The 15,115-nt window shown below is 60.1% G+C and carries 13 protein-coding genes and 1 pseudogene; 3 read left to right on the top strand and 11 right to left on the bottom strand.

Annotated features, from left to right (window positions below):
• Positions 1 to 24 precede the first annotated feature (24 nt).
• From KBY02_RS24215 to KBY02_RS24205, 3 genes are read right to left on the bottom strand one after another with little or no spacing between them, the layout of a single operon-like run.
• Complete coding sequence (locus tag KBY02_RS24215) at positions 25 to 1,425, bottom strand: LLM class flavin-dependent oxidoreductase (RefSeq protein WP_225650816.1); 1,401 nt, start codon at positions 1,423 to 1,425, stop codon at positions 25 to 27.
• A 4-nt stretch (positions 1,426 to 1,429) separates the two neighbouring features.
• A complete protein-coding gene (locus KBY02_RS24210) occupies positions 1,430 to 1,870 on the bottom strand; it encodes an acyl-CoA dehydrogenase (RefSeq protein WP_225650815.1) in 441 nt (146 codons plus the stop codon).
• 15 nt (positions 1,871 to 1,885) lie between these two features.
• Positions 1,886 to 3,100, bottom strand: coding sequence for an SfnB family sulfur acquisition oxidoreductase (locus KBY02_RS24205; RefSeq protein ID WP_003400903.1), 1,215 nt, complete (start codon positions 3,098 to 3,100; stop codon positions 1,886 to 1,888).
• Positions 3,101 to 3,526: 426 nt separating this feature from the next.
• Here KBY02_RS24205 and KBY02_RS24200 point away from each other — a divergent pair, with 426 nt between their 5' ends.
• On the top strand, positions 3,527 to 4,765 hold the full coding sequence (locus KBY02_RS24200) for an acyl-CoA dehydrogenase family protein (protein WP_148194108.1): 1,239 nt from the start codon (positions 3,527 to 3,529) through the stop codon (positions 4,763 to 4,765).
• A gap of 7 nt (positions 4,766 to 4,772) precedes the next feature.
• On the opposite strand, the gene KBY02_RS24195 is transcribed toward KBY02_RS24200, so the two are convergent.
• The 6 genes and pseudogenes from KBY02_RS24195 to KBY02_RS26670 all read right to left on the bottom strand — a co-directional run.
• Complete coding sequence (locus KBY02_RS24195) at positions 4,773 to 5,759, bottom strand: ABC transporter permease (protein WP_024651084.1); 987 nt, start codon at positions 5,757 to 5,759, stop codon at positions 4,773 to 4,775.
• Entirely contained in the window at positions 5,756 to 6,760 is a 1,005-nt protein-coding gene (locus KBY02_RS24190) for an ABC transporter permease (protein WP_011268052.1), read from the bottom strand. Before KBY02_RS24190 ends, KBY02_RS24195 begins: the two co-directional genes overlap by 4 nt.
• Complete coding sequence (locus KBY02_RS24185; protein WP_225650814.1) at positions 6,747 to 8,318, bottom strand: sugar ABC transporter ATP-binding protein; 1,572 nt, start codon at positions 8,316 to 8,318, stop codon at positions 6,747 to 6,749. Before KBY02_RS24185 ends, KBY02_RS24190 begins: the two co-directional genes overlap by 14 nt.
• A gap of 15 nt (positions 8,319 to 8,333) precedes the next feature.
• Positions 8,334 to 9,338 carry a sugar ABC transporter substrate-binding protein gene (locus tag KBY02_RS24180; RefSeq protein WP_116830921.1) on the bottom strand — a complete coding sequence of 335 codons (1,005 nt, stop codon included), beginning with the start codon at positions 9,336 to 9,338 and terminating at the stop codon, positions 8,334 to 8,336.
• Positions 9,339 to 9,582: 244 nt separating this feature from the next.
• The gene (locus KBY02_RS26675; protein ID WP_412548795.1) at positions 9,583 to 10,290 is read right to left on the bottom strand and encodes a methyl-accepting chemotaxis protein; all 708 of its coding nucleotides are present in this window, start codon (positions 10,288 to 10,290) and stop codon (positions 9,583 to 9,585) included.
• Positions 10,291 to 10,683: 393 nt separating this feature from the next.
• Positions 10,684 to 11,211, bottom strand: a pseudogene (locus KBY02_RS26670) (MCP four helix bundle domain-containing protein); the annotation flags it as partial.
• Between the two features lie 209 nt (positions 11,212 to 11,420).
• On the opposite strand from KBY02_RS26670, the gene KBY02_RS24170 reads away from it, so the two are divergent.
• Positions 11,421 to 11,852: a VirK family protein gene (locus KBY02_RS24170; RefSeq protein WP_011268056.1), complete on the top strand. Its 432-nt coding sequence runs from the start codon at positions 11,421 to 11,423 to the stop codon at positions 11,850 to 11,852.
• A 434-nt stretch (positions 11,853 to 12,286) separates the two neighbouring features.
• On the opposite strand, the gene KBY02_RS24165 is transcribed toward KBY02_RS24170, so the two are convergent.
• Positions 12,287 to 12,739: a DUF3237 family protein gene (locus KBY02_RS24165; protein WP_225650813.1), complete on the bottom strand. Its 453-nt coding sequence runs from the start codon at positions 12,737 to 12,739 to the stop codon at positions 12,287 to 12,289.
• Between the two features lie 401 nt (positions 12,740 to 13,140).
• Between KBY02_RS24165 and KBY02_RS24160 the strand changes: the two genes are divergently transcribed.
• Positions 13,141 to 13,908, top strand: coding sequence for a C1 family peptidase (locus KBY02_RS24160; RefSeq protein WP_024643203.1), 768 nt, complete (start codon positions 13,141 to 13,143; stop codon positions 13,906 to 13,908).
• A 5-nt stretch (positions 13,909 to 13,913) separates the two neighbouring features.
• On the opposite strand, the gene KBY02_RS24155 is transcribed toward KBY02_RS24160, so the two are convergent.
• Positions 13,914 to 15,113, bottom strand: a complete 1,200-nt coding sequence (locus KBY02_RS24155; protein WP_011268059.1) for a XylR family transcriptional regulator — start codon at positions 15,111 to 15,113, stop codon at positions 13,914 to 13,916.
• Positions 15,114 to 15,115: the final 2 nt, after the last annotated feature.

Raw genomic sequence — 15,115 nt, 5'->3', positions numbered from 1 at the left:
CTGCGCGACGACAGTCATCACATTTCAGGCACTCTCCGTCTGCCGGTTGCGATGCAGCGCAGCCAGGTCGCGGAATCCGGCACCCGGATGCCCTGCTTCCAGGCGTGGCCCGTCGCCAAACAGCTTCTCGCGCAACGTGCCCTTGGCGTATTCGGTCTTGTAGACGCCGCGCTTCTGGAGCTCCGGCACCAACAGCTCGACCGCATCGATGAAGGTTTCATGGGTCAGTGCGTAAGCCAGGTTGAATCCATCGACGTCGGTTTCTTCAACCCACTCCTGCAATAGGTCGGCCACGGTTTCCGGGCTGCCGACAAACAGCGGGCCGAAGCCACCGATTCCGACCCAATCGGCCAGTGCCTGCGGCGTCCATATCGTGTTCGGGTCTGCCGTGGAAAAGGTCTCGACGGCCGACTGAATGGCATTGGTGTGAACGTGGCGCAGGGGTTCGTCGGGCTTGAACTGGCTGAAGTCGATACCGGTCCAGCCGGAAATCAAGGCCATTGCGCCCTCATAACTGACCCAGCTTTTGTATTCCTCGAATTTGGCCCTGGCCTTGACATCCGTCTCGCCGAGGATCACCGTCTGCAAATTGAAAATCAGCACCTTGGACGGGTCGCGGCCAGCCTCTGCGGTGCGCCGGCGGATATCGGCCACGGTCTTTCTCAGCAGCACTTTCGAGGGCGCTGCAACGAAAACGCATTCGGCGTGCTCGGCGGCGAACTGCTTGCCGCGGCTTGAAGCGCCGGCCTGATAGAGCACAGGCGTGCGTTGCGGCGACGGCTCGCACAGGTGGATACCGGGCACCTGGAAGTGTTTGCCGACATGGCGAATCTCGTGAATCTTGCTCGGATCACTGAATACACGGCGCTCCCGGTCACGCAGAATCGCGCCGTCTTCCCAACTGCCTTCCCAGAGTTTGTAACAAACCTCCAGATACTCCTCTGCGTAGTCGTAACGCGCGTCGTGTTCGGTAAGGGTTTTCTGGCCCAGGTTCTTCGCGCCGCTTTCCAGATACGAGGTGACGATATTCCAGCCTGCGCGCCCCTTGGTCAGGTGATCCAGCGTCGACAGGCGACGGGCAAACGGATAGGGATGTTCGAACGACAGCGACGCCGTCAGGCCGAAGCCCAGGTGCTCGGTCACCAGCGCCATGGGCGGGATGAGCTGCAACGGGTCATTGACCGGCACCTGGGTGGCCTGGCGAATCGCCGCCTCGCCGTTGCCGCGATACACGTCATAAATGCCCAGCACATCGGCAATGAACAACCCATCGAACTTGCCGCGCTCGAGGATTTTCGCCAGATCGGTCCAGTATTCGAGGTCCTTGTACTGCCAGGAGCGGTCGCGCGGATGCGCCCAGAGGCCCGGCGATTGATGGCCGACGCAGTTCATGTCAAACGCGTTGAGGCGGATTTGGCGGGACATACACTTACTCCTGAAGCTGTGGCGGAACCACGCCGTTGAGGCGTTGATTGCCGATAACCTGATAGTGCCAGCGCAGCGGCTCGCGACCGGCCGGGGCTGACAATGACGGGCGCTGCCCGGTCAATTCGTATTGAATATTGCCCACCGCCTGCAAAGCCTCGGCGCTGGCAATGACCGCTTCGCTGCTGGCGATCAGGCGTTTCTCGGCCGAACCGTCCAGCCGCCGGGCGCGCTCCAGCAGCGCGGCGGCGACGTCCAGACGAATCTGCAGATCCCCGACCTTGCTGATCACGTAGGGCTCATCGATGATGCGCTGCAGGCCACTGAGCGACCACGGCCGACCATGCTCACGCAGGTAATCGAGGGTGTCTTGCAGGCCCTGGCGCGCCTGATCGAGGTCTTCGGTGGCGACCGCCAGTTGTGCGGTAATTGCGGGATGCGTCATGGGCGTACTCCTTGATCAGTTCCAGGCGTGACGTGGCGGTGCGATACCGTTGAGCACCTGATTGCCGATCAGGTGGTATTTCCAGCGCGCCGGGTCATGCAGCGTGTGGGTCCGCGCGTTGCGCCAGTAACGGTCCAGATTGAGTTTGCCGGGCACCGAGCGGGTGCCGGCCAGTTCGAACAGCTGGCTGCTGGCGAGCAAGGCAATCTGCGCCGACAGCACCTTGGCCTGGGCGACGATCACCGAGGCCTGTGCGACGCTGGCCTCACTGGGTTCGGCCAGGGCATGGTCGATGGCCTGCCCGGCTTTGGCGAGGATCGCGTCGGTGCCGTGCAAGCGCCACTGCAAATCGCCGATGGCGGCAATACTGAACGGGTCCTGCCAGCCGAAATCCTGCTTGCTGTCGATCCATGGGCGGGCCAGCCGTGCGTGCTTCAGGGTTTCCTCGAACGCGCCGTGAGCAATGCCGGTGTCCACCGCCGCCTGAATGATCTGCGAAATCGGCCCATTGGCCGTCGGTTCGTCGAAAGCGCGATGCGCCGGGATCACCGCACTCGAGGGTACGCGAACGGCCTTTAACACCGCCCCGCCACTGGCCGTGGTGCGCTGCCCGAAACCGTCCCAGTTATCGATGATGGTCAAGCCCGGGTTGTCGCGCTCGACGAAGGCGATGAACGCCTGATTCTGCTCGTTGACGCCGGAAACCGGCACGATGTGCGCGAACAGGGCGCCGGTGCAGTAGAACTTTTCGCCGTCCAGCACTGCGTGCTCACCCTCGAGGCGAATCCGGGTCTGAAAGGCGCCGGCGTTCTTGCTTTTCGACTCGGAGAACGCATTGCCGAAGCGGTAGCCGGCCAGCGCCTTGCCGAAGTAGTAGCGCTTCTGCGCCTCGGTGCCGGTCTGCAAGAGAATATCGAGCACGCCCAGATGGTTCTGCGGGATTTGCCCGAGTGACGGGTCGGCGGCAGAAATGAGCTTGATCACTTCCGCGACGGTGACATAGGAAACGCCCGCACCGCCGTAGGCCTTGGGTACGGTAATGGCCCACAGGCCGCTGGCGGAGAACTCATCCAGCTCGGCGACTGGCAGACGCCGTTCGCGATCACGCACTGAAGCTTCTTCAGCGAAGCGACCGGCCAGTGCCCTGGCCACTTCAATGGCTTCGGCGTCCGAGCCAATGACGTGCGCTGCGGGAGGTGCGGCAGTTGCAAGGGAGGAAGGGAAACTCATGGACAGGCTCCTGCTCGTTGGCGACAGGTTGAAAACACTCAACACGCTTGACCCTGAACACTGCACAGCCCGTGCCTAAAAATATTTACCTTTAAAAGCAATAAGTTGCGAAGCAATCCACATGAATAGCCGCACCCTGCAGCGCAAAATGTTCGAACGCTGTTGCTGGCCGAACAGCGGCGCACTCGCAGCGCATCCAGCGCAGACACAGGTATTTCAGGACTCATGAGCTGCAGGCGTGGCTGACGACGCGGTGGGATTTGCCAGCCAGCAGTCATGCCACTGTTGGCTGATCAACAAGAAAACCATCGCCCCACAAATAAATCATTAAAATCAGTCAGTTACATTCAGGCACAAAGCATGCAAAGAGTCCGACGAAACTTCCACCGGCCCGTGTGCCGATGTCTTCGCGCTCAGGAGTACTGCATGACTCAAATAACCGGCTCGAACCCGCTCTCGCTGGGGACCGATTACGAAACCCTGGCCAACCGATTTCGCCCGATCTTCCGTGAGATCGGCGCTGGCAGCGTCGAACGCGAAAAAGCCCGCGCCCTGCCCCATGAACCGATTGCCTGGCTGCAGAAAGCCGGTTTCGGCGCTGTGCGTGTGCCTGTCGAATATGGCGGTGCAGGTGCTTCGATCAGCCAGCTGTTTCAACTGCTGATCGAGCTGGCCGAAGCCGATTCGAACATTCCGCAAGCCCTGCGTGCGCACTTCGCCTTTGTCGAGGACCGTCTGAATGCACCGCCCGGCGCTGACCGTGACCAATGGTTTGCACGCTTTGTCGCCGGGGATCTGGTGGGTAACGGCTGGACCGAAGTCGGCGCGGTGAAAATCGGCGATGTGATGACCAAGGTCAGCCCGCAAGGCGATGGTTTCGTGCTCAACGGCACCAAGTACTACAGCACCGGCAGCATCTTTGCCGACTGGATCGACGTCTATGCCCAGCGCTCCGATACTGGCGCCGATGTGATCGCGGTGGTCGACGCCAGACATGCCGGCGTGCGTCACAGTGATGACTGGGACGGGTTCGGCCAGCGCACCACCGGCAGCGGCACCTCGGTCTACGACAACGTGCCGCTGCCGGCCACACACGTCATACCGTTCGAGCAACGCTTCAAATACCAGACCGCGTTTTATCAACTGGTGCTGCTGGCGGTGCTGGCCGGTATCGGTCGAGCCGTCGAACGCGACATCGCTCAGGAAGTGCGCGATCGCAAACGTGTCTTCAGCCATGGCAACGCCGGGAGCGTCAGCCAGGACTCACAAGTGCAGCAAGTAGTCGGTCAGATCGCTGCCCAGGTCTATGCCGCCGAGGCCGCAACGCTGCGCTCCGCCGAGCCGTTGCAGCGTGCCTACGTGGCGCGCTTCGGCAATGACCCACAACGGGAAAAAGACGCCAATATCGCCGCCGAAATCGAAACCGCCAAGGCCCAGGTGATCGTCTCGGAACTGGTGCTGCGCGCTGCCAGCGATCTGTTCAACGCACTAGGCGCTTCAGGTGTCAGCGTCAACAAGGCGCTGGACCGCCACTGGCGCAATGCGCGCACAGCCGCCTCGCACAATCCGCTGATCTACAAGGCGCGCATTGTCGGTGACTGGCGCATCAACGGCACCGAGCCTCCGTTTGTCTGGCAGATCGGCAGCGGTAAAGGCAACGCGTAAGGAGCACTTACGCCGCGTTACGCAGCAGGTGGCGACTGGTGAAACTGAACGCTAGCACCAGAAAGATCAGCGCCCCGGTCGCAACCTGCTGCCAATAGAAGTTCCAGCCGATCAACAACAGGCCATTGGCGATCACGTTGATGAACAGCACACCCAAAAGTGTGCCCGGAATATTCGGACGCCCTTGACGGCTGAGCGTCGTACCGATGAACACGGCGCCGATGGCATTGATCAGGTAAGCGTTGCCTGACATCGGTACGTAGGCGTTGACCGTAGAGCTGAGCAGGATACCCGCCACCGCACAGGCCAGCGCGCTGGCGAAAAACACCTGCATGGCAATGCGTCGCGTGGGCAAGCCCGAGTAATACGCCAGTTGCGGCTGCGTGCCCAGGGCAAGGATTTCCCGCCCCAGACGTCCGCGCGCCAGGATCAGCCCGTAAAGCGCTGCCAGCACGCCGACCACCAGCAGCGGCAATGGCACGCCGAGGATCAGCACAGCGCTGATACCCGGCAACGCGCCCTGAGCGATATAGATCGGCTGGCCACCGTCGGATAACAACTGCTGCACGCTGGTACCGATAAACAGCGTCCCCAGTGTCGCCAGGAACGGCGAAATACGCAGCCCGGCGATCAGCATCGCGTTGAACGCCCCGGCGATGCCCCCTGCCAGCATAGCCACCGCAACGGCCGCGCCCAGACCATGACCGCCATTCAGGGTGACCACGAAACCCAGGCTGGCAAAGTCCAGCGCCGTGCCCACCGACAGATCGATACCGCCAGCCGCAACAGCCCAGGTCATGCCGATCGCCACGATGGCCAGCAACACAAAGTTGTTCAGCACCAGACTCGACAGATTGCCCCAACTCAGAAAGCCCGGTGCATTGATCGCGAAAAACAGCAGGATGATCAGCACCAACAGCGGCAGGACCGCTGGCAACAGGCGCGGCAGCACCTTGATCAGCGTCGAAGAGGTCGTCAGGGTCAGCGTATTCATTGTTCACCCTCCCGGCGGCCGAATGCCCCGGAAAATGCCACCACCAGCAGAATCAACACGCCTTGCACGCCGTTGACCCAGAAGCTGGAAATGTTCAGCAATTGAAAGCCGTTGATCAGAAAGCCCAGCAGCAGCGTCGCCAACAGGGTGCCGGGAATATTGGCAGTCAGACGCCGCGAGAACACCACGCCGAGAAAGGCGATAGCCACCACTGACAGCAGCATGTCACCGGAACCGGTCGTGCTGCCGCTGAAAAACGCTGCGGAGCAGAATGCAGCCAGCGCAGCGCAGCCACCGGCAATCAGGTAACTGGCAAACACATAGCGCCGCAGATTCAACCCGGCAGCCTCGGCTGCTTGCGGGTATTCGCCAATGGCGTAAAGACGCAGGCCGAACGCGCTGTGCTGAATCAACAGCCACAACACCGTCGCGACACCCAGCAGCACCCAGGCTAACGCCGGAACACCCAGCCAGACGCCAGACGCAAGGCTGTCCAGCAATGCCGAGTCGGTCGCCAGCACAGTGTTCTGGGTCAGCACCAGCTCCAGACCGGCAATCAGGTTCATGCTCGCCAGCGTCGCCAGTAACGGCGGCAAACGTAAAAACACCACCGCCAGACCGTTGAACGCGCCGACCAGCAGGCCGCAGCCGAGCGTCAGGCCAATCGCTTGCCAGGCATCGAACCCGGCGTTGTTCAGGCTGCTGTAAACGGCCGCACACAGACCGAGATTGGCCGCCAGCGACAGGTCCAGGCCGCCACTGACCACATTGGAACCACCACCGATGACCACACAGGTCAGGCCCAGCGCGAGTATGCCGAGCGTTGCTGACTGGGCGAACACATTGCTGATGTTGCCAAGGCTGAGAAAGTTCGGCGCACTGACGGCAAAGCCGAGCAGAATCGCCAGAAACACCAGCAACGAACCGCGCTGCGCCAGTTGCACGAGCCAGCGTTGCGCTGGATCGTCAGCCTGCGCAACGGATAGATCAAGCGCGGACATAATGGGCCTCCGGAGGGAATGATTGGCTGTCATGGTCGCTTTCAGTGGCGCCCGTGGCGCAGGCCAGCAACTGGTCGCTGTCTGTGCTCAATGAGTCGAATTCGCCTGCAACGCGTCCTCTGTGCAGGACCACAATGCGCTGAGTGATGCCGATCAGTTCCGGCAAGTCCGACGACAGCACCAGCACCGCCGCGCCGCCCTCGGCAAGCTTGGTAATCAACCGGTAGATTTCCACCTTGGCGCCGATGTCGACACCCACGCTGGGCTCGTCCAGCAGGTATAACGTCGAATGGCGGCTCAGCCATTTGCCCAGCGCAACCTTCTGCTGGTTGCCACCGCTGAGCGCGTGCACCGGCGCATCATGGCCTGAGGTCTTGATTGCCAGTTCATCGATCAGCTGTTGGCTTTCCCCGGCCTGCGCCGCAGCGTCGAGCAATCCCCAGCGGCTGAAGCGCCTCAGGCTGGCCAGGGTGATGTTCTCCAGCACCGAAAGCGCCGGTGCCACGCCGTGTGTGCGGCGCTCCTCGGGGACCAGCGCGATGCCATGGTGTACTGCGTCACGCGGTGATTTCAGCTGCAACCGCTGACCGTTCAAGAGCAATTCGCCGCGATCCGGCTTGAGCAGCCCGAACAGGCTCTTGAGCAGCTCCTTGGCACCCGAGCCGACCAGCCCGGTCAGGCCCAGTACTTCGCCACGCCGCACACTCAGGTCAACGCCGTCGTAGAAGCGCCCTGCCCCCAGTCCGCGCAGTTGAAGCACGGGCGCGCCGGGTAATGTCCGGGCACGGAAATATTGCTCGCCTACCTCGCGATTGACCATCAGCCGGGCGATCTGCGCGGTGCTGGTGAGAGCCGGATCGAGCACCGCCACATCGCGTCCGTTACGCAGCACGGTGACCTGATCACACAGCGATTCGATCTCCTGCAAATAGTGGGAAATGTAGACAGTGGTCAGCCCTTCATCGCGCAGGCGGCGGACGATGTCCAGCAAGCGGTCCACCTCCTGCTTGACCAGTGACACACTCGGCTCGTCGAACACCAGCACCTTCGGTCTGGCCAGCAACGCACGAGTGACCTGCAGTATCTGCCGCTGGGCGCTGTCCAGATCGCGTACCAGCGCCCCGGCGGGCAGGCGCATGGCAAAGTAATCGTCCAGAAGCCTTGCCGCTTCGCGCTCCTGGGCGCGGCGATCGAGGAAGGGGCCACGCTTGATTTCCTGCCCGAAAAACAAGGCCTCGCCGACACTGAAGCTGCCCGGCAGCAGTCGCTCCTGATGAATGAAGTGCACGCCTGCGGCTTCGACCTGACGCGGCGTGAAACTCTCGAACGGCTGGCCATGAATACTCAAGCGGCCGGCATCGGCACGATGAATACCGGCGAGAACCTTGATCAGGGTCGACTTGCCTGCCCCGTTTTCACCCACCAGCCCGTGAATCGTTCCGGCCTCGACCCGCAGGTTGACGCCATCCAGCGCCTGGGTGGCGCCAAAGCGCTTGCTGATACCCTTCAAGTGCAAGGCTGGTGGCACCGCCGCAACGTCTGTAATCGCTGATCCCATGATCGATCTCCCGCGTCAGTTATCGCCTCTGAGCTTTTGCACATCCGGCAGATTGGCGGCCGTGGTCAGCAAGGTGGGCACTTGGGTCTCCTTTGGCAGATCGTGCTGCCCGGCCAGGTAACGGGCGACGTTCTGCACCGCAGTCTTGCCGATCAATGCAGGCTGCTGGGCAACCACAGCACCCACCGGCGAATCTTCGCGGCGCATCAGCTCGAGCACCTCCGGCGTGCCGTCGACGCCGTAGGTCTTGATTTCGGTTCTGCCGGCGTCGATCAGCGCCTTGCTGGCGCCAAGCTGGGGAATGTCCCACGCGGCCCAGATCGCCGAAACACTGCCTTTGGGGTACTTGTTGAGCAACGCCGAGACTTGCGAATAGGCGTCCTGGACCGTGTTGGGAATGACATCGCGCAACTCCGGCTCGATGATTTTCAGCTGCGGATGATCCTTGAGCGCCAACTTGAGCTGGTCATAACGAATGGCACAGACCGGTACGCCATAAAAGCCATTGAACACCAGCACGTTACCCTGGCCACCTGCGTCCTTGATCAGTTGCCCGGCCAGCGCCTTGCCAGTGGCAACGTTGTCGGAGGTTGTGTTGTTGAGACTGTATTGCGATGGCGCATCAATGGTGAACAGCGGAATCCCCGCTTTGCTGATGCGCTTGAGCCAGGGGTCGATAACGCTGAGAGTGCCGAGGGTCTGGATCACTGCATCGGGCTTTTGCGTGACCACGGTCTGCAATTGATTGACCAGGTTCTTGTCGTTACGACCGGCATCGAGCGTGATGGGCGTGCCGCCCAGGCGCTTGACCTCATCCACTTGCGCCTGGAAGGCCTTGATATCGAAGTAGTGACTGGTGCCGGTCATGCTGATCGCAATGCGTTTGCCCGCCAGCGAAGGCACGTCGCTGTCCTCGGCATACGCGGTTGCGACCAGGCTGGTGGCCAACAGGCTCAGCACCAGGGTGCGCCCTATTGCATGCAGGCGGTTGGTCTTGGGGGTCGGGACGGCATCAGGCATTCGGGTGGCTCCGCTGGCTCAGGAAAACAATCCTGATCGGCAGTGCACAGGTCATGCCCAAAGCCTTGTGCGCCGCTTGGCGGTGGCGTGAAGCCCTGCGCCAGGCGCTTTCAAGCTGTTGCGCCAGATGGCGTTTGCGCGGAGTGGCCTGGCTTTGCCGGCGTCAACGCCGAACACATTGTCGATTCACTGTTGCACGGACAACAGCGAATCGATGCGGGAACAGGCCTGCTATCGGCGCGTGTTATCCGAGCTTGAACTGCCCCAGGGTGATCGTCAGGTCACTCGCCAGCTCGGCCAGCGACTGGCTGGCGCTGCCGGTCTGGCTGGTGCGCACCGCCGATTGTGCCGACAAGTCACGGATGCGCACCAGGTTGCGGTCCACTTCCCGCGCAACCAGTGCCTGCTCCTCGGAGGCGCTGGCGATCACCGTATTGCGCTCATCGATAACCATCACCGAGCTGGCGATGCTGGCCAGCACGGCATTGGCCGACTCAGCCTGTTGTTTGGTGCGTTGCGCCTGTTCGGTACTGACTTCAAGCGCAAGCAGGGTACTTTTGGTGCCCTGCTGGATGTGCCCGACCATGGTTTCGATCTCGCGCGTCGATTCGCTGGTGCGGTGGGCCAGTGCGCGCACCTCGTCGGCGACCACGGCAAAACCCCGTCCGGCATCGCCCGCGCGTGCCGCTTCAATGGCAGCGTTGAGGGCCAGCAGGTTGGTCTGCTCGGACACCGCGCGAATGACATCCAGCACCTTGGTGATATCCAGCGTGCGGGTTGCCAGCGCCTGCGCCTCGACCGACGCCGTGCCCACATTTCGGGTCAGCTCAAGGATCGATTTGACGGTTTGATTGAGCTCTTCCTGACCTTCGCGGGCCGACACCGAAGAGGCTCTGGATTCCACCGAAGTGGTCACCGCATTACGCGCGACTTCATCGACCGCCTGACTCATCTCGGTGACCGCGGTGGCGGCCATTTCTATTTCGCTGTTCTGCACCACCAGATCGGCGTTGCTGTTGACCATCAAGGCGCTCATTTCTTCCGTGGCCGACGCCAACTGGTGAGCGGCATCGCCCACCTGACTCAGGGTCTGGCTCAGATTGCCGCGCATGCGCTCCATCGATTGCAGCAACAGGGCCGCTTCATCAGTGCCCTCACGGTTGATTGCGCTGGGACGCAGGTCGCCCGCGGCAATGGTTTCCGAGCTGTGCAGCGCCTGACTGATCGGCACTGCCAGACTTTTGGTCAGACGCCAGGCAAGCAATACGGTCAGCAACACCGTCAGAAACATGACCCCCTGAGTGACGATCAGGGCGTTTTCATACACCGACGTCGCTGCTGCGCTGGATTCGGCTTCGGAGTCATCATTGATCTTTTCCAGCTTGCCAAGGGCCGTTTCCATACCTTCCGCCATGACCTTCATCTCGCCCCAGACCAGCGCCCTTCCGGCCTCCGCCTGATTCTCGTTGATCAGCGTATAGACCTTCTCGGCACGCTCGATGTAGCCCTGATAAGTGCTCTTCAGCCCCTCGACGAGCGCGCGCTCGTCATCCTCGGTGATCAGCGGGTCGTAGGCCTCTACGGCCTTTTGGAACCCGGCCTTCCTGTCAAGGAACTCGGTGTGAGCCAGAGTCACCTGCGCCATATCATGAGCGGCAAGCATTTTGGCCACCGTCGTGCGGGTTTTCTCGACCGCCAGGGCAATATCGTCACCCAGCGCAATCCCGGGAAGCGCATCGTTTTCTATTTCAAGCGATTGCTCACGAATACCGTGCAATTGCTGAATGCTGAAAATACCAAGCCCGAACACCAGCACCACCATCAACGCAAAGCAGGCGGAGGTCCGCGCGGCTATTTTCAGCTGTCTCAGCATCTTCAATCCCCTTCCCGTGACCGGTGAATAAATTAACTCCGTCATGTCTATCGGCAGAACAGGGCAAAGGATGAAGATGCTCTGAACAGAGAGGTGCCACTGCTATCGTGGGCCCAACTGAATCGAAGCTTATGGTAGGTTTCGCGACGCTCGATAATCGCGAGATGGACGGGTCTTTTCCCCCTTCAGACTGACTTCCTGGAGCTGCCATGAAACATTCCTACGCCGCTGCACTGCTTGCTCTTTCAATGCCAGGCCTCGCTCACGCAGGCGACGCGCTACCCACCTACTCTGCCATTACCCAGGCATTGAATACCGGAGAATCGGTCGCCGTGGTGATCGACCTGGGACAATGCAAATCCTCGATCGCCGGTGCCGAGCCGTCCAAAACCAAAGGCGGCAAACGCATCGATGCCTACCGCATCACCCCCGACGGCACCCTGGCGTTTTCGGACACTCATTTCAGCCTCGATCGCGATAACAAGCCCATCGAGCAATTCATTCGCTATCAGGTACGCTCGAACGGCACAGCCACATTCAGCATGACCACGCTGAATGTTCCTGGCTATCAACAAGTGGGTACGCCGGTGAGTTATGAGTGTGCGATCAGCAAAGGACTGAGCTTTTTTGTCAGCCAGTAAGGTTCACGCCTTAACCGAATAAACCAGATAGATATTCGGCGTGAGCGACAGACCCTCCTCACGCCTTTAACAGTAACGCTCGAGCTGCTTGTCGGGAGACAACATTTCGAGCACTTCAAATCCGTGTGAACTGGCGACTTCGACAAAATGATCGGGATGTAATGAACATGCTTCAACGGCCCCGGATGAACCCTTTTCACGATGCTTTGCTTGTGCTGCCGAGTACCCTGAGCAACCAGCTCCCACCCGCTAAGGCCTGACAAGGCCCCCCCTCTTCCGGGTGCAAACGAATCAAGCCCTGCTTCTATACATCAATAGAGAAAATAATTTAAATTTCGTTGCGCCGGGCCCGACAGGTGTCGACGACAAGGGTTGCGCCTCGATAAACAAAGCCAACACGTGCTTTCACATCTGCCCGCTTCTGTGAAGGCTCTTTATATCTCGTTAACCTGAAAAATACTGACACGCATGCTGTCATCCCCGGCCTGTATATTTACTCTGCCGACGTACAGGTTTCTCTGCAGGTCATCATGCGCACCGGAAGCAACGCTGAACTGCTTGCTGCACGTGCACCGACAGCGCGATTCGTCCAATGGTGCGCGGTCCGCTTCATCGAAGGCCACGAGCCCCTCTCCAACGACATCTATCTTTATTCCATCGTCAGTCAGCAAGGTGTAGTACAGGCTGAATCGTGCAAGGCTGTCATCCTGGGGCACGAGAAAAAGACTGCCTCCCGGAAGAACCTGCCCCTGCAATCCATCGCCGTTAAATTCTCCTCCCAGTATCTCACCGCTGCTGCGCTGGCCCCGCTGCGGGTTGCAAAGCGCTTGCGGCTTATCGATACGCAGGCGAGCAGTCAGTACTTCATGCAGTTGCATCGTCTCCATCCCCTACCCCCTTATCTTGCATGCGACGAGTGACGTTTCGCCCATAACTGTACCAAGGAGTATGTTTTAGCCCGTGCACCGCACGCTGTCAATTTAAATGTACCCATTGGTACGCTTATCAGGTGCAGGACAGGTTCCGCCCAAGCGGTATCGTTTCGCCACTTCCGATAAAAACCCTGGTCCGTGCCATGCGCAAAAAGAGGTGTAAGTGCATTGCATAAGGCCATGTAATGAACTGATTAAAATGGTTTTTACTCAACTAACACCCCTGGCCAACCAAGCCTGCCTGGCCAACTCATAGCACACTAGGTACTAAATGAATTTTAATCCAACGCCTATCAAAAACCTGCTTACATGAGCGATATCAATTTTCCTGACCGTGCCTTACAAGGAGAAACGGAATGACCTATACCGTCAAACAGTATGGATGGATTCGCGATCTGCCTGATCATCGCGATCATCTGTATGCCGCCCCGCCCACCGCACTGGCGGCGCTTCCACACATGGTTGACCTGCGCCCCCATTGCCCGCCTGTATACGATCAGGGCCAACTGGGCAGTTGCACCGCAAACGGTATTGCCGGAGCGATTCAGTTTGATCGCATGAAGCAAAAGCTGACGCCAGCATTCGAACCCTCGCGGTTGTTTATCTATTACAACGAACGGGTTATTGAACATACCGTCGATTCGGACAGCGGCGCGATGATCCGGCACGGCATTAAAAGTGTTGCGAAGCAAGGTGATTGCCCTGAAGAAGAGTGGCCTTATGATATTGAAAAGTTCGCTGTCAAACCTCCGGCAGCCTGCTACAAGGATGCAAGAAAGTACAAGGCGGTGTCTTATCAGAAAGTTGCGCAAAACCTCAACCAGATGAAAGGCTGCCTGGCGGCAGGTTATCCGTTTGTCATTGGTTTTTCCGTCTACGAGAGCTTTGAAAGCAAGAAAGTTGCCAAGACCGGGCATGCCCCAATGCCGGGTCCTCACGAAAAAATGCTGGGAGGGCACTGCGTATTGGCAGTGGGCTACAACGATGCCCATCAGCATTTCATCTTGCGCAACTCATGGGGCGCTGGCTGGGGCATGGAAGGCTACTTCACCCTGCCCTACAGTTATCTGCTGGATGAAAATCTGTCTACCGACTTCTGGACGATCAGGGTCGTGGCTGCCTGACCTTGTCAGGCACTTGAGCATTGCACGGCCGCATTGGCACCCTGCTGGTACTCTCGCGGCGTGCAGCCGAACTCGCGACGAAACACGGTGTGCAGGTATTGCGCAGACCGAAAACCACAATCACGGGCGATTTCGGCAATGGCCAGCCCGGTGTTTTCCAGTCCGTTCGCAGCGGCGGCCAGTTTGAAACGCAGGATCTCGTCATGCACGCTACAGCCCCTTACGCGGCGAAAGTGTGACTCCAGTGACGAGCGCGAAACGCCCACGTAGGCGGCGACCTGTGCAGTCTTGATCCCTTGGCACGCGTACTGCCGGATAAACAGCAGCGCTTGCATCACATAGGGGTCACCCAAGGGCTGATGCAGACTCGAAGCCTGCACGTTGACAGTATCCGGCGGTATCAGAATGTGCGTACCCGAGGACGGCATGCCGTGCAGCATCTGGTGCAGCAGACGTGCGGCGGTGCGACCCATGGTGTCGGTGCCCTGAACGACCGAACTCAGTGGCACGCGAGTGAGGGTCCTGGTCAACGGATCATTGTCGATGCCGATCAGCGCCACCTGTTCGGGGACGGCAATTCCGGCGGTCAGGCAGGCCTGCAATAGCTGACGAGCGCGGGCGTCGGTCACGGCGATGATGCCGATCGGCTTGGGCAGGCTTTGCAGCCAGGCGATCTGCTGTTCTACGGCGCTGTCCCAGAGCGGCGCGCTGGTGCCCAGGCCACGATAGATCTCGGCGTGCAGGCCGTCGCGCTGCAGCAGGCGGCGAAAGGCCTGCTCGCGCTCCTGAGCCCAGCGATTGGCTTGCGCTTCAGGCAGGCTGAAGCAGGCAAAGCGCGTCAGCCCGGCCTCGATCAGGTGCTCGTAAGCCGCCTTGATCAAGGCGTGATTGTCAGTCGCAACATAAGGAATGCCCTTCGGGTAGGCGCGCTCGTCCTGATAGGACCCACCCACCGCTACCACCGGCAGTTTGATCCCGGCCAGTGCCTCGCCGATCAGCGGGTCATCGAAATCGGCAATGATCCCGTCGCCCTGCCAGCGCTCGATGCCTTTCAGGCGACAGAGGAAATCCTCCTCCAGGAACAGGTCCCAGGACACCCGGGTGCTGCTGAGGTAGTTGCCGATACCGCTGATGATGCCGCGGTCATAAATCTTGCTGCCGTTGAACAACAGCGCGATACGGTGAACGGGAGGTACGGTTTTCATTG

Source organism: Pseudomonas sp. P129, from assembly GCF_020312195.1.
GTDB lineage: Bacteria > Pseudomonadota > Gammaproteobacteria > Pseudomonadales > Pseudomonadaceae > Aquipseudomonas > Aquipseudomonas fragariae.
Note: the sequence above shows the minus strand (reverse complement) of the source record. Positions and strands in the feature narration are given on the sequence as shown.

Bases quoted from the DNA above. Each gene is read 5' to 3' on its own strand.
- KBY02_RS24215 (WP_225650816.1), bottom strand. From the start codon at position 1,425: ATGTCCCGCCAAATCCGCCTCAACGCGTTTGACATGAACTGCGTCGGC.
- KBY02_RS24210 (WP_225650815.1), bottom strand. From the start codon at position 1,870: ATGACGCATCCCGCAATTACCGCACAACTGGCGGTCGCCACCGAAGAC.
- KBY02_RS24205 (WP_003400903.1), bottom strand. From the start codon at position 3,100: ATGAGTTTCCCTTCCTCCCTTGCAACTGCCGCACCTCCCGCAGCGCAC.
- KBY02_RS24200 (WP_148194108.1), top strand. From the start codon at position 3,527: ATGACTCAAATAACCGGCTCGAACCCGCTCTCGCTGGGGACCGATTAC.
- KBY02_RS24195 (WP_024651084.1), bottom strand. From the start codon at position 5,759: ATGAATACGCTGACCCTGACGACCTCTTCGACGCTGATCAAGGTGCTG.
- KBY02_RS24190 (WP_011268052.1), bottom strand. From the start codon at position 6,760: ATGTCCGCGCTTGATCTATCCGTTGCGCAGGCTGACGATCCAGCGCAA.
- KBY02_RS24185 (WP_225650814.1), bottom strand. From the start codon at position 8,318: ATGGGATCAGCGATTACAGACGTTGCGGCGGTGCCACCAGCCTTGCAC.
- KBY02_RS24180 (WP_116830921.1), bottom strand. From the start codon at position 9,338: ATGCCTGATGCCGTCCCGACCCCCAAGACCAACCGCCTGCATGCAATA.
- KBY02_RS26675 (WP_412548795.1), bottom strand. From the start codon at position 10,290: ATGAGTCAGGCGGTCGATGAAGTCGCGCGTAATGCGGTGACCACTTCG.
- KBY02_RS24170 (WP_011268056.1), top strand. From the start codon at position 11,421: ATGAAACATTCCTACGCCGCTGCACTGCTTGCTCTTTCAATGCCAGGC.
- KBY02_RS24165 (WP_225650813.1), bottom strand. From the start codon at position 12,739: ATGGAGACGATGCAACTGCATGAAGTACTGACTGCTCGCCTGCGTATC.
- KBY02_RS24160 (WP_024643203.1), top strand. From the start codon at position 13,141: ATGACCTATACCGTCAAACAGTATGGATGGATTCGCGATCTGCCTGAT.
- KBY02_RS24155 (WP_011268059.1), bottom strand. From the start codon at position 15,113: ATGAAAACCGTACCTCCCGTTCACCGTATCGCGCTGTTGTTCAACGGC.